Origin of the sequence: Kitasatospora sp. NPDC036755 (assembly GCF_040636595.1) — a bacterium.
Taxonomy (GTDB): Bacteria; Actinomycetota; Actinomycetes; order Streptomycetales; family Streptomycetaceae; genus Kitasatospora.
Map to the genome: position 1 here is coordinate 1 of NZ_JBEZUT010000222.1, position 14224 is coordinate 14224.

Consider the following 14224-nt stretch of genomic DNA (forward strand, 5'->3'; position numbering starts at 1 on the left):
TGGGCGGCTCGGAGGGCGGCCCGGGCGACTCGGACGGGCCGGTCGGCTCGACGGGGATCGGCGGGGCTCGCGGGGCCCGGTGGCGGCCCGGCGGGCCCCGCCGAGCCCGGTGGCGGCCCGTCCCGAGTCCTAGGCCCAAAGGACGGCGCCCGCTCACCCCTGGCCGCTGGGCGCCACGCGGGTCGTCGGCGACCCTGGAACCGACCGGGGTGATTGGGCCGTGCGAGTGCCCGATCGGGAATCGTCGCAGGCCGCCGGCTGTTGGCCAGTCCGCCGGACCGGACGATCCGGCCTGCCCCGGCCCGCCCCGAACCCGCCCGGGCCGGAAACATCGTGGCGGCCACCGCACGGAATGGTTAGCATCCCTAAATATGCCTGAGACTCACGGATCCACGGTGGAGCAATCCCCGAGCGGCCCCCCGGCTTCCGGCCCGACCCCGGAGGTCCCCGTCGCCAGCCCGCAGACCCCCGCCGAGACCACCGGGCCGGCCGCCGAGGGCGCCCGGTCCGCCGCTGCGGGCACTCAGTCCGTCACCGAGGCCGGCGAGGCCACCGAGGCCACTGCGGCCACCGAGGCCGACGGGAACGGTGAGGGTGCCGAGTCGGCCGGGTGGCTGCGCCGACTGATCGGCTACAGCTGGCGGTCCCGCCGCAGCCTGCTGCTCGCCTTCGGCGCCTCGCTGCTCGGCATGGCCGTCACCGCGCTGGTACCGCTGGTCACCAAGCTGATCATCGACGACGTCATCGTCGCCCACACCCGTTCACTGACCCCCTGGGCGGTGGTGCTGCTGCTCGCGGCCCTCGTGGTCTTCGGCTGCACCCAGGTCCGCCGCTACTACGGCGGCCAGCTCGCCGTGGACGTCCAGCACGACATGCGCAGCGACCTGTTCCGCTCGCTCGGGCGGCTCGACGGCCACCGCCAGGACCGGCTGGACACCGGTCAGGTGGTCGGTCGTGCGACCTCCGACCTCCAGCTGGTCAACGGCCTGCTCTCGATGCTGCCGATGATGACCGGCTACCTGCTGATGTTCGTCATGTCGCTGGGCGTGATGGTCTGGCTGTCCCCGCCGCTCACCCTGATCGCCCTGGTCATGGCGCCCGCGCTGTGGTGGGTCTCGGTGCTCAGCCGCAAGCGCCTCTTCCCCGCCACCTGGGCGGCCCAGCAGGAGGCGGCCGCCGTCGCGGGCGTGGTGGACGGCGCGATCGGCGGGGTCCGCGTGGTCAAGGGCTTCGGCCAGGAGTCGCAGGAGCTCGACAAGCTGGAGGTGGCCTCCCGCAACCTCTTCGCGGCCCGGCTGCGGTCGATCCGGCTCAACGCCCGCTACAACCCGGCGATGCAGGCGATCCCGGCGCTCGCCCAGGTCGGAGTCCTGGCCTTCGGCGGCTGGCTGGCCGTCGACGGCAGCGTCACGCTCGGGACCTTCGTCGCCTTCTCCACCTACGTCGCCCAGATGACCGGCCCGGTGCGGATGCTGACCATGGTCATCACCGTCGGCCAGCAGGCCCGGGCCGGGGTCGAGCGCGTCCTGCAGCTGATCGACGAGCGCCCGCTGGTCCAGGAGCGCCCGGACGCCCGGACCCTGGACCTCGCGCACGGTGACACCCCGGAAGGCGCTTCGGAGGGCAGCTCGGACGACACTCCGGAGCGCGCCTCGGACGACGCCCCGCGGAGCGCCGGCACCGTCGGCCCGCGGACCCCCGGCGTCGCCCTGGAGTTCGACCAGGTCGGGTTCCGCTACGACCCCGACCACCCCGCCCCCGTCCTGCACGGCCTCAGCCTGAAGCTGGCGCCCGGCGAGACCCTCGCACTGGTCGGCGCCTCCGGCTCCGGCAAGTCGACGGTGGCCCAGCTGGTGCCCCGCTTCTACGACCCGTCCGCCGGCACCGTCCGCCTCTACGGCCACGACCTGCGCGACCTCACCCTGGACTCGGTCCGCGCGACCGTCGGCATCGTCCCCGAGGAGAGCTTCCTCTTCTCCGAGTCGGTCCGCACCAACATCGCCTACGGCCGCCCGGACGCCACCGACGAGCAGGTGTTCGCCGCCGCCCGCGCCGCCCAGGCCGACGAGTTCGTCCGCGCGCTGCCGGACGGCTACGACACCAAGGTCGGCGAGCAGGGACTGACCCTCTCCGGCGGCCAGCGCCAGCGCATCGCACTGGCCCGGGCGATCCTCACCGACCCCCGGATCCTGCTGCTGGACGACGCCACCTCGGCGGTGGACCCGCAGATCGAGGCGGAGATCCACGAAGCGCTGCGCTCGGTGATGGCCGGCCGCACCACACTGCTGATCGCCCACCGCCGTTCGACCCTCCAGCTCGCCGACCGGATCGCCGTCCTGGAACGCGGCCGGCTGCTGGACCTCGGAACGCACGAGGAACTCGAAGCCCGATGTCCCCAGTACCGGGCCCTGATCACCGACCCCGAGGCCGGTCACGCCGACCGGCGGTCCACCGCTGAACCGGCCCCCGCGAAGCCCGCCCCCACGAAGCCCACGTCCGGGCAATCGGCATCCGGGGAAGCGGCAGCCGAGCAGCCGACACCCGGGGAATCCGGGCAGCGGGCCACCCCCGCCCTCCCCACCCCCGCCCTGGCCAAGGCCGCCCGCACCGCCGACCCCGAGCTGCTGGACAAGGTCGCGGCGCTCCCGCCCGCCTCCGACACCCCCGACGTTCCCCGCGCCGAGGCCGAGGCCGGCGACCCCGACTTCACCCTGCGCCGCCTGCTGCGCCCCTTCCGCACCCCGCTGCTCATCGCCCTCCTGCTGGTCGCCCTGGACGCGGCGGCCGGACTGGTGTTGCCGGTGCTGATCCGGCACGGCATCGACGAGGGCGTCCGCAAGGGCCTGATGTCCGGTGTCGCGGTGGCCTCGCTCACCGCCCTGGTCGTGGTCCTGCTGGACTGGGTGGTGCAGGGCGCCGAGAACCGGGTCAGCGGCCGTACCGGCGAGCGCGTCCTCTACACGCTGCGGCTCAAGATCTTCGCCCACCTCAACCGGCTCGGCCTGGACTACTACGAGCGCGAGCTGACCGGCCGGATCATGACCAGGATGACCACCGACCTGGACTCGCTGACCTCCTTCCTCCAGACCGGCATGGTCACCGCCGTCGTCAGCCTGCTGACCTTCGCCGGGATCTTCGCCGCCCTGCTGATCATCGACGCGGGCCTGGCCCTGGTGGTCTTCGCCGTCCTGCCGCTGCTGGTGGTCGCGACCCTGGTGTTCCGCAAGAAGTCCAAGGACCAGTACGAGCTCTCCCGCGACCTGATCAGCACCGTCAACGCCGACCTCCAGGAGAACGTGGCCGGCATGCGGATCGTCCAGGCGTTCCGCCGCCTGGACACCAACACCGACCGCTTCGTGGCCCGCGGTGCCGCCTACCGCGAGGCCAGGGTCAGGGCCCAGCTCTACATCTCGCTGTACTTCCCGTTCGTGCAGTTCCTCTCCAGCGTGGCCGCCGCGCTGGTGCTGATCGTCGGCGCGGCCCGGGTCGACGCCGGGACGCTGACGGTCGGCGCGCTGGTCGCGTACCTGCTCTACATTGACCTGTTCTTCGCACCGGTCAACCAGCTGTCCCAGGTGTTCGACGGGTACCAGCAGGCCTCGGTGGGCCTCGGCCGCATCCGCGAGCTGCTGCGCACCCCGACCAGCACCGCCGAGGCGGCCGACCCGGTCCCGGTGGCGAAGGCCCTGCGCGGCGAGATCTCCTTCGAGGGGGTCGGCTTCGCCTACAACGGCGGCGCGGACGGCGCCCCGACCGTGCTGAGCGGCGTGGACCTGCGCGTTCCGGCCGGGCAGACCGTGGCGCTGGTCGGCGAGACCGGCGCCGGCAAGTCGACGCTGGTGAAGCTGGTCGCCCGGTTCTACGACGCGACGGAGGGCACCGTCCGGGTGGACGGGGTCGACCTCACCCGCTACGACCTGGCGCAGTACCGCCACCGCCTGGGCGTGGTGCCGCAGGAGGCGTACCTGTTCGCGGGCACGGTCCGCGAGGCGATCGCCTACGGCCGGCCGGACGCCTCGGCGGCCGAGGTGGAGGCGGCGGCCCGGGCGGTGGGCGCGCACGACATGATCGTCCGGCTCTCGGGCGGGTACGACCACGAGGTGGCAGGGCGGGGGCGCAACCTCTCGGCGGGCCAGCGGCAGCTGATCGCACTGGCCCGGGCCGAGCTGGTCGATCCGGACATCCTGCTGCTCGACGAGGCGACCGCGGCCCTCGACCTCGCCACCGAGGCGGCGGTCAACCAGGCCGCGGACCGGCTCAGCGGCGGCCGGACGACCCTGGTCATCGCCCACCGCCTGACCACCGCCGAGCGCGCCGACCGGGTGATCGTGCTGGACCACGGCCGGGTGGTCGAGGACGGCACGCACGCCGAACTGCTCGCCCGGGGCGGTACCTACACCCGGCTCTGGCAGGCGTTCACCGCCGACGGCCACCCGGCCGCCGAGGCCGTCGCCGCCGGGTAGGGCCGCCGCCCCTCGACCGGGTAGCACCGCCCCACGGCCGGGGTCGCGAACACCCGCGAACCGCCTGACGGACCGTCACGCACGGGCCGTCAGGCGGCGATCAGCGCGGCCAGCAGTCCCGCGGCGTCGATCCCGCGCGGCAGGTCGCTCACCTGCCCGTCCCCGACCTCGACCACCCGCCAGCCGGAGCCGTCCGCCCGGCGGGCGAGATCGGTGGTGACGAAGCGGCAGCCGAGCCTGCGGACCAGCGCCGGGACGTCGGTGAGATCGGGCTCGACGGCCCGGCGCGGGGCGTCCGGGTGCGGTCCGACCAGGACGGGCCGGCCGTCCAGCCACCACACCCGGGCCTCCACGGCCCGGCCGCCGCTCCCCGGCGCACCGTCCTCGGCGGGCCCCGCCGACGCCACGCCCGGAGCGGCGACGCCACCCGCACCACCCGCACCGCCGGAGCCGCCCGCACCACCCGTACCGCCCGTACCGTCCGCGCCGGCCGGGCCTTCCGCCGGGACGCCCGCGCCCTCGAACTCCTCGTAGCGCCGCAGCACCACACCGCCAGCCAGGAACTCGCCCTGCAGCTCGACGAACCGCTCCACCACCCGGCCGACGGCCGCCAGATCGGCCAACTCGGGTACGTAGCAAGCTTCGTGCCACTCGTGCTTGCGTGACTTCACGTAGTCCTTGACGATCGCCGGCCCGCGTCCGCCGATCCGGGCCGCGGCCTCCGCCAGCTCCTCCGGCCCGGGCACCGCCGGGCCGTCGGACGGGATCCACGCGCTGGCCGGGGTCGCACCCTCGAACACGCCGTACCAGCCGGGCAGTTCATGGGCGGCCGCGTACCCGGGCGGGCTGGTCAGCAGGTTTCCGCCACGGGCGGCGAGCGCGGCGGAGAAGTCGGCGTACCGGGCGGAGGACAGCATCCAGCCCCGGTACCAGAGCGGGCCGCTGTCCCGGGGCACCCGCCGGACGGCCTCCTCGGCCCGCCCGGCGAGCAGCCCGTCGTGGTCGACCAGGTGGTGCTCGCCGCCCAACTCCCGCAGCATCCTGGCCTCCCAGGCGAAGTGCGGGTCGGGCCGATGCGGGTTGAGCGGATCGGCGGGGAAGACGATCGCGGGTGCGGGCATGGCCGAAAGGGTACGGCCGGGCGGCAGGACCCGAGCCCGCCACGACGGGCCGGACGGCCCGAGCACCCGACCGGAGTGCCGAATCCGCTCGACGCCCCGGGCGACCGCTGCGAGAGTGACCCGATGAGAAATCCGCTGCGTTCCCGCGTACGCCGGCCCCGGCAGGCCGCCCGCACGGTGGTCCTGGACGCGAACGGCTCGGTCTTCCTGCTCCGTTCGGACAACGACGAGGTCGGTGTGCACTGGACCATGCCCGGCGGCGGGCTGGAGGCGGGCGAGACCCCGTGGGACGGCGCCCGGCGCGAGCTGTGGGAGGAGACGGGCTGGAGCGACCTCGAACCCGGCCCGCTGCTCTGCACCTGGGAGCACGACTTCACCTGGCACGGCACCCCGGTCCGCCAGCACGAGCACATCTACCTCACCGGCGGACCGCACCGCGGCCCGGTCGGCGACGTCAGCGCGGTGCACGCCGTCGACCGGATCCTGGACTGGCGCTGGTGGACCCCGGCGGACCTCGCCGACCAGAACGCCGACGCGCTCTGGCCGCCCGCGCTGCCGGAACTGCTGGACGCCGTCCGCACGGGCTGGGCCGTCGACGGGCGGCCGCCGGTGCCCGTCGACCTGGGGTACGTCCCGAACGCCCCGGCCACCCGTCGGACCCGCTGAACCGCGGGCCCGCTGAAGCGTGGGTCCGCGCGGACAGCGGTCCCGCGCGGCCCGTCGCAGAACACCGCCGAACGGGCGTCGTACGGCGTCGTACGGTGCCGCGCGGTGCCGCGCGTCGTCCGGCGGAGCGGTTACCCGCGCCCGCCGCGCCGGGTCCGTCCGGCCGGACCGGGCTCCCAGCCGTGCAGTTCCAGCTCCCGGTCGTGCAGCGCGGCGGGATTCATCAGCACCGTCAGCCGGGCACCGGCCAGCTGCTCGATGCCGAGCCCGGTCGCGGACAGCAGCAGCTCGGTCGGAACCGAGACGGCGATGGCGGGCCGCCATGAGGGCAGCACCACCAGACAGGTGCCGCGGCCGACCTTGATCGGCCGGGCCGCCACCCGGACCGGTGCGCGCTCCTCCGGCCGGCCGAGGGCCTCGGCCGGCCCCGGGGTACCGCCGATCAGGATGCCGAGCGGCGGCTCGGCCCGCGAAGCCCCGCCGTTGTCGCCGGTGGCGGTGGCGGTGGCGTCGTCGCCGCCGGCCGGCCCGACGGCCCCGCCGTGGCCCGCGACTCCGGCTCCGGTGCCGAACGACGGCAGCTGCGCCGTCGCTCCGGCCGGCCAGGCCGCACCGGCACGGTCGTCCGTCCGGCCAGTGGCCCCCGGCAGTCCCGTCCCGGTCGGGCCGGGCGCGGCCGTCTCCCGTGCGGTCGCCCCCTGCCCGGTCCGGGCGGCCTGCGGGTGCATCCGGCGCAGTCGCCGGGAGGGCGACGGCCGCCGGGACCCGAGGATCCGCGGTTCCTCACGCGTCGGACGCGGTTCGGTCCCGGCCGTACCGCCCTCCGGCGGCACCGTGGTGGGCCCGAACCGGACGAACCCGGCCCCGTCCCCGTCCCCGTCCGCCCCGGCGAGGGCGCGGGGCGCTTCGACCGCGGAGATCGCGGGTGCCGCGGAGACCTCGGGTACCACGCCGACCGCGGCAGGGGCGGTCGGCGCCTCCGCGTCGTGCCGGCTGCGCGGCTGCGGCACCGAGTAGAGACGCGCCGCCCCCTCCGTGGCTCCGGACGGGGCGGAACCGGGCTCGGTGGCGGTCGCGATCGAGCACATCGGCGCCGCCGCGGCGGCCGTGCCGGGCGCGGCGGACGGGGGTGAGGACCCGGCGCCGCCCCGGGGCGGTCCGGGCAGGAAGGGGTCGGTTGCTGCGGGGTGGAGCGAGGTCATCTTCGGGCCCTTCGGGGAACGGTTCAGACGATCCTCCCGCACCGCGCGATCAGCTCCAAGCGTCGAACCCGATGGTGTGCGCGACACCACCGGGGGATCGTCGCGGGATCGCCCAAGACAGCGCCCGGCGAACACCGTTGCCATGCGACCGGAAGGGCGCCGACCCGTTCGGCCCTCCACTCCGGCCCCGATCGCGGACCCGAATCCGGCCCCCGCCGGCCCCGGCCCCGCCGCCCCCGGCCCCGCTGGCCCCGGCCCCGCCCCGCCCGCGTCCCCGCGGGCCGGTCTCAACCAGCGGGCGCGACAAAGCCCTTGAGGTCGGCGAGCACGGCGTTCGCCGCCATGACGCCGAGCCCGAGGAACCAGGTCTCGTCCGAAACCGGCCGGGCCTGGCCGGACTTGACCGCACCGAGCGTCTTCCAGAGCGCGCCGCCCAGCACCGCGTCCTGGTTGGTCGAGCTGGGGGTGCCGTACACGCCGTAGAAGATCCAGTCGGCGTCGGCCTTGTCGATCTGCTCCGGGCTGACCTCCACCGCGAGCTCCTGGACCTGCTCGATCGCGGGCTGCGGCAGCGGGATGTCGGTGAGGATCGTGCCGATGAAGGAGAGCTCGGCGTAGAGCCGGGTCCGGCCCGGCATGAAGCGCAGCGGCGTGATGGTGGGCCGCTTGTCGCCGAGCTTCGCACCGATCGCCGTGGCGGCCGCCTGGTAGGCGTCGAGCTGCGCCTTGGCCTCGGCCTCCAGGCCGAACGCGCTCGCGTTGAGCAGGAAGTTCTGCTTCCAGGGGTAGCCGGGGCGCAGCGAGAAGACGGTCGGGGCGATCTTGGACAGCTGCGCGTACTGGTCCTGGGCGCGCAGTTGGCTGCCGAGGATCAGGTCGGGCTTGAGCGCGGCGATGGCCTCCAGGTTGAGGCTGTTGATGGTGCCGACGGCGGCGGGGCTGCCGGCCTTGTCCTTGAGGTAGGAGGGCAGTGACTTGGAGCCGTCCGTGTACACGACGCCGACCGGCTGGATGCCGAGGGCGACGACGTTGTCGAGCTCTCCGGTGTCCAGCACCACGACCCGGGTGGGCCTGGCCGGGATGACGGTCTCGCCCATCGCGTGCTTGAGGGTGCGCGGGTAGACGCCGGGGGCGGCGTCGGTGCCGAAGCCCTTCATCTTCTCGACCACGGCGGCGTAGTCGTCGCCGCCCTGCTTGACCGACTTCTGGTTCGGGGAGGAGCCGCCGCCGACCGGGGCCGAGCCGCTGCCGCCGCCCGATCCGTCCGAGCTGCCGCAGGCGGTGAGCAGTCCGCCGAGGCCGAGCACGGCCGCGCCGGTGATCCCCGCGGTGAGGAACCTGCGGCGACCGGTGGTGCGGGGGGAGAGGGCCGGGGCGTCGGAGGTGGGGGGCATGCGGCACTCCTGAGGCGATCGAATTTAGGTTAGGCAAACCTATCCGACGCGGGAGCGATGGGGGAGCGGCAGGTCCGCGACAGGGGGGCAAAACATGTCGAACCTTGGCAAAAAGGAGAAATTTCCTTGCCTCAACTCCTTTGAAACCAAGGTACATGGGTTAACGGGCCGTAAATCCATCAACCCGAACGGCCGTCGCGGAAACGAATCGAAGCAAGTGGTTTAGATCACCAAGGGTTGGTCTACTCAACCTTCCATGCCCGCATCTAGGGTGCGCTGGTGTTTGATCAGCAGCTCTCAGAGCACACGAGCAGCGGCCGGGCAATGGCGCCCGGCGCTCCGCAGGGTGCCCCGGTCAGTGGCATCAGTGGTGGAGTCCCCGCAGATCAGGGGACCGCTGGGGGAGCGGGGGACAAGGGTCTACGGGGCGGTTCCGTCGGCCTGCTGAGCAGTGTGGTGCTGGGCGTCTCGACGGTCGCCCCGGTCTACTGCCTGACCGCCACACTCGGACCGACCGTCACCGCGGTCGGCGTCCAGATGCCCGCGGTGTTCCTCGCGGGCTTCCTGCCGATGCTGCTCGTCGCGTTCGCGTACAAGGAGCTGAACAAGGACTTCCCGGACTGCGGCACGTCGTTCACCTGGGGCGTCCGGGCCTTCGGCCCCCGGGTCGGCTGGATGGCCGGCTGGGGCCTGACGGTGGCGACCATCATCGTGCTCTCCAACCTGGCCGGGGTCGCGACCGACTTCCTGTACCTGATGCTCGGGGAGATGACCGGCAGCGGCTGGGTCACCGAACTCGACCAGAACAAGGCCGTCCACCTGCTCACGGTGGTCCTGCTGATCGCCGGCGCGACCGCGATGAGCTACCGGGGGATGACCGCCACCAAGTGGTTCCAGTACAGCCTGGTCGGCCTCCAGCTGGCCGTGCTGCTGCTGTTCTCCGCCATCGCCATCGGCAAGGCCGTCGCCGGCGACCTGCCCGACTCGATCGGCTTCTCCTTCTCCTGGCTCAACCCGCTCCAGGTCAGCTCGTTCAGCGCGTTCACCGCGGGACTGTCTCTGTCGATCTTCATGTACTGGGGCTGGGACACCTGTCTGACCATGAACGAGGAGACCCAGGGCAGCGCCAAGACCCCCGGCCGCGCGGCGATGATCTCCATGGTCACCCTGGTCGGCTCGTACCTGCTGGTCGCGATCGCCTCCCAGATGTTCGCGGGCGTCGGCAGCACCGGCAACGGCCTGGGCAACCCGGCGACCGCGGACAACGTCTTCGCCGCGCTGGCGCGGCCGGTGCTCGGCTCGCCGTGGAGCATCCTGCTCTTCCTGGCCGTCGTCGCCAGCGCCGCCGCCAGCCTGCAGACCACCTTCATCCCGGTGGCCCGCACCCTGCTCGCGATGAGCGCCTACCGCGCCGTGCCGCCGCGCTTCGGCACCGTCCACCCGCGCTTCCGCACCCCCGGCTACGCGACCGTCGCGGCGGGCATCGCCACCGCGATCTTCTACGTCGGCATGAGCCTGATCAGCGAGAACGTCGTCCAGGACACCATCCTGGCGCTCGGCCTGATGATCTGCTTCTACTACGCGCTGACCGCCTTCGCCTGCGTCTGGTACTTCCGCCGCTCGCTGCGCACCGGCGTCCGCGACCTGCTGCTCAAGGGCGCCGCCCCGCTCCTCGGCGGCGTTCTGCTGACCGCGGTCTTCCTGCAGACCCTCACCGACGCCTGGGACCCGGACTACGGCAGCGGTTCGGTCTTCGGCATCGGCTCGGTCTTCGTGATCGGCGTCGGCATCCTGCTGCTCGGCGCCGGGCTGATGACCTGGTACGGCTTCATCCGGCCGGAGTTCTTCCGCGGCGAGACGCTGCACAAGGACACCCCGGCACTGGTCGTGGAGGACTGACACCGTTACGGTGGGGCACATGAAGCGCTTCAAGGGCCTGTGCTGGTGGCCGTCCTAGGACGGCCACCTCACTCGCCTGACCAGGGCCGTCCGGGATCGGACGGCCCTGCTGCGTTCTCCGCGCCCCTCGCGCACACCGCAGGACGGGCCCCTCGCCCCGGACGGCCGCCACCACCGCCGCACCGAGGAGAGAGACCTTGAGCACCGCCATCGAAACCACCACCACCACTGCCGCTGCCGCCGCTGCCGCCGCCGGGGTTCCGGGCGACGACCCGACCGCCCACCGCGTCCTCACCGGGGACCGCCCCACCGGACCGCTCCACCTCGGCCACTACTTCGGCACCCTGCGCAACCGGGTCCGGCTCCAGGACCAGGGCGTCGAGATGTTCGTCGTGGTGGCCGACTACCAGGTCATCACGGACCGCGACCTCGCCGACCGGCTCGCCGAGCACACCGAGAACCTCGTCCTCGACTACCTCGCCGCCGGCCTCGACCCCGAGCGGGCGACGATCTTCCCGCACAGCGCCGTCCCCGCCCTCAACCAGCTGCTGCTCCCCTTCCTCAGCCTGGTCAGCGTGGCCGAACTGGGCCGCAACCCCACCGTCAAGGACGAGATCGCCCACTCCCGGCAGTCCGCCGTCAGCGGGCTGATGTTCACCTACCCCGTCCACCAGGCCGCCGACATCCTCTTCTGCAAGGCCGACCTGGTCCCGGTCGGCCAGGACCAGCTGCCTCACCTCGAAGTCGCCCGCACCGTCGCCCGCCGCTTCAACGAGCGCTACCCGCACGCCGACGGCAGCGCCGTCTTCCCCCGCCCCCAGGCCCTGCTCTCCGAGGCCCCGATGCTGCTCGGCACCGACGGCGGCAAGATGAGCAAGAGCCGGGGCAACGCCGTCGCCCTCGGCGCCACCGAGGACGAGACCGCCCGGATCATCCGCGGTGCGCGCACCGACGCCGACCGCCGGATCGGCTACGACCCGGTCGACCGGCCCGAGGTCTCCAGCCTCGTCCTGCTCGCCGCCCTCTGCCAGGACCGCGCCCCCGAGGCCGTCGCCGAGGAGATCGGCGACGGCGGCGCCGCCGCGCTCAAGCGCACCGTCACGGAGTCCGTCAACGAGTTCCTCCGCCCGATGCGCGCCCGCCGTGCCGAGCTCGCCGCCGACCGCGACCACCTGCGCCAGGTCCTGCGCGACGGAGCCGAGCGGGCCAACGCCGTCGCCGACGCCACCCTCACCGAGGTCCGGGAGGTGATGGGGGCGGTGATCTGAAGAGCCCCCACCACCGAACGCCGGCCGGGCGCGGGACATCGGCCGGTCGACACGGGGCATATCGTCACCGGGCGGTCGCGGCCACGGCCCGACCGCCCGCACCCCGATCCCGCGCCCGAAAGGCGGCCAGGACCATGGACCAGCACCCGACCACACCCGGCCAGGGGCTGACCCGCCCGCCGCACCTGCGCCCCGGCGACCACATCGCCGTCGTCGCCCCCAGCGGTCCCGTCGACGCCGAACGCCTCACCGCCGGCTGCGCGATCCTCAGCTCCTGGGGGCTGCGCGTCACCGTCGCCCCGCACGTCCTCGACACCCACCCCACCCTCCGCCACCTGGCCGGCACCGACGCCGACCGCGCCGCCGACCTCCAGGCCGCGTGGCTCGACCCCACCGTCGACGCCGTCATCTGCGCCCGCGGCGGATACGGCGTGCACCGCATGGTCGACCTGCTCGACTGGACCGCGATGCGCGCCGCCAGGCCAAGCCCTTCATCGGCTTCAGCGACGTCAGCTCCCTGCAGGAGGCCTTCGCCCGGCGCCTCGGCCTCGCCACCCTGTACGGACCGCTGGCCGCCGGGGCCTCCTTCGTCTCCGACGGCCCGACCGCCGAACACCTGCGCCGCACCCTCTTCGACCCCGCCGCCGTCACCGTCCTCACCTCACCCACCGCCGCCCCGCTCGTCCCCGGCCGCGCCCGCGGCGTCACGGCCGGCGGCTGCCTCCACGTCCTCACCGCCGAACGCGGCACACCCGCCGCCCGGCCCTCGTACGCGGGCGCCGTCCTGCTGCTCGAGGACGTGAACGAGCACCCCTACCAGCTCGACCGGCTGCTCACCCAGCTCCTGCGCTCCGGTGCCCTCGACGGCGTGGCCGGTCTGGCCCTCGGCTCCTGGGAGGGGTGCGGACGGCCCGAGCGCGTCCGGGACGTGATGACCGACCGGCTCGGCGGGCTGGGCGTTCCCGTGCTCTGGGAGCTGGGCTTCGGCCACTGCCCCTCCACCCTCACCGTCCCGCTCGGCGTCCCCGCGCTGCTCGACGCCGACGCCGGCACCCTCACCCTGGACCGGCCCGCCCTCGCCGACCGCTGAACAGCCCCGGGCTCGGGACGCCGAGCACGGGGTGCCGAGCCCGGCCCGTGTCATGGGTGAGGCGCCATGGGCGAGGCGCGCGCTGAGTAAGGTGCGGCCATGAACGAGGACCGCCTCACCGCCCTCGCCCGCGGCTTCCTCCGCGGACCGGGCAGCAACGCCCGCACGATCCTCGGACTTGCCGGTCCGCCCGGCGCCGGCAAGTCCACCCTGGCCCGTCACCTGGTCGCCGAGGTCGAGCGCGCCGAAGGACCCGGCACCGCCGCCTACGTCCCGCTCGACGGCTTCCACCTCTCCGGCGCCCAGCTCGACCGCCTCGGCCTGACCCACCGCAAGGGCGCCCCGGTCACGTTCGACGCCCACGGCTACGTCGCCCTGCTGCGCCGTATCGCCGGGGACCGCTTCCAGGACATCTACGTCCCGGACTTCGACCGCACCCTGGACGAACCGGTCGCCGCCCGCCACGTGGTCCGCCCGCACACCCGGCTCGTCATCACCGAGGGCAATTACCTCGCCTCCGTCGAGGCCCCCTGGCCTGACGCGCGCCGACTGCTGCACGAGCTCTGGTACGTGCACACCGACGACGACGTCCGCGAGGAGCGCCTGCTGCGGCGGCACCTCGACGGCGGCCGCGACGAGGACACCGCACGCCACTGGGTCGCCGGCAACGACCACCCCAACGGCGAGTACGTGAAGCCCGGCCGGGCCCTCTGCACCCGGATCGTCTCCGGGGCGGGTTTGCCTTCGACCGTGGACAGGGGTAGTGTTTCCTAGTCGCTCGACAGGGAGCACCGGACACGCATCTGCGCGGACGGTCCCGGGGCGGCCAATCCTCTGAAACACCACTTCCGGTTCGTGCCGGTCTTTCTCGCTTTCGCGTGACGGCCTGGTGCTTATTCGGTGTGCTCGTTTTATCGGGTTGCGGTCGGATTCGCTTTTCGGAGCGGGGATCGGCTAGAGTTTGAAACGTCGGACGGGGCGTCAAACCCCGGAAGACACCGGCGAGTTGGATGAACGAAGCCCCGGAAACGGAGCGGAAAACATCTGATAAGCTGGAAACACGAAAGAACGAAGCCCGGAGGGTCCGCTGGAAGGCGGTCCGAAGGAAGCGTCCGTTCCTT

Annotated in this window: 8 protein-coding genes and 1 pseudogene; 6 read left to right on the forward strand and 3 right to left on the reverse strand. The window is 73.5% G+C overall.

Annotation, left to right across the window (positions count from 1 at the left end):
- The first annotated feature begins 371 nt into the window (after positions 1–371).
- The gene (locus AB0E96_RS27885) at positions 372–4463 is read left to right on the forward strand and encodes an ABC transporter ATP-binding protein (RefSeq protein ID WP_359828313.1); all 4092 of its coding nucleotides are present in this window, start codon (positions 372–374) and stop codon (positions 4461–4463) included.
- 89 nt (positions 4464–4552) lie between these two features.
- Here the strand turns inward: AB0E96_RS27885 and AB0E96_RS27890 are convergent, their stop codons facing one another.
- The gene (locus AB0E96_RS27890; protein ID WP_359828315.1) at positions 4553–5584 is read right to left on the reverse strand and encodes an ATP-grasp domain-containing protein; all 1032 of its coding nucleotides are present in this window, start codon (positions 5582–5584) and stop codon (positions 4553–4555) included.
- A gap of 123 nt (positions 5585–5707) precedes the next feature.
- Between AB0E96_RS27890 and AB0E96_RS27895 the strand changes: the two genes are divergently transcribed.
- Positions 5708–6250: an NUDIX domain-containing protein gene (locus tag AB0E96_RS27895; protein ID WP_359828316.1), complete on the forward strand. Its 543-nt coding sequence runs from the start codon at positions 5708–5710 to the stop codon at positions 6248–6250.
- 131 nt (positions 6251–6381) lie between these two features.
- Here AB0E96_RS27895 and AB0E96_RS27900 read toward each other — a convergent pair whose 3' ends face one another.
- Together AB0E96_RS27900 and AB0E96_RS27905 are read right to left on the reverse strand one after the other, a co-directional pair.
- Entirely contained in the window at positions 6382–7452 is a 1071-nt protein-coding gene (locus AB0E96_RS27900; protein ID WP_359828318.1) for a hypothetical protein, read from the reverse strand.
- Between the two features lie 287 nt (positions 7453–7739).
- Positions 7740–8846 (reverse strand): iron-siderophore ABC transporter substrate-binding protein, encoded by a 1107-nt coding sequence (locus AB0E96_RS27905; RefSeq protein ID WP_359828319.1) that lies wholly within the window; start codon positions 8844–8846, stop codon positions 7740–7742.
- Between the two features lie 324 nt (positions 8847–9170).
- Between AB0E96_RS27905 and AB0E96_RS27910 the strand changes: the two genes are divergently transcribed.
- The 4 genes and pseudogenes from AB0E96_RS27910 to AB0E96_RS27925 all read left to right on the forward strand — a co-directional run bounded on the left by AB0E96_RS27910 (position 9171) and on the right by AB0E96_RS27925 (position 13877).
- Entirely contained in the window at positions 9171–10745 is a 1575-nt protein-coding gene (locus AB0E96_RS27910; RefSeq protein ID WP_359828322.1) for an APC family permease, read from the forward strand.
- 209 nt (positions 10746–10954) lie between these two features.
- Entirely contained in the window at positions 10955–12013 is a 1059-nt protein-coding gene (gene trpS / locus AB0E96_RS27915; RefSeq protein ID WP_359828323.1) for a tryptophan--tRNA ligase, read from the forward strand.
- 134 nt (positions 12014–12147) lie between these two features.
- Positions 12148–13103: pseudogene (locus AB0E96_RS27920) on the forward strand (LD-carboxypeptidase).
- A gap of 99 nt (positions 13104–13202) precedes the next feature.
- Positions 13203–13877 carry a nucleoside/nucleotide kinase family protein gene (locus tag AB0E96_RS27925; protein WP_359828321.1) on the forward strand — a complete coding sequence of 225 codons (675 nt, stop codon included), beginning with the start codon at positions 13203–13205 and terminating at the stop codon, positions 13875–13877.
- Positions 13878–14224: the final 347 nt, after the last annotated feature.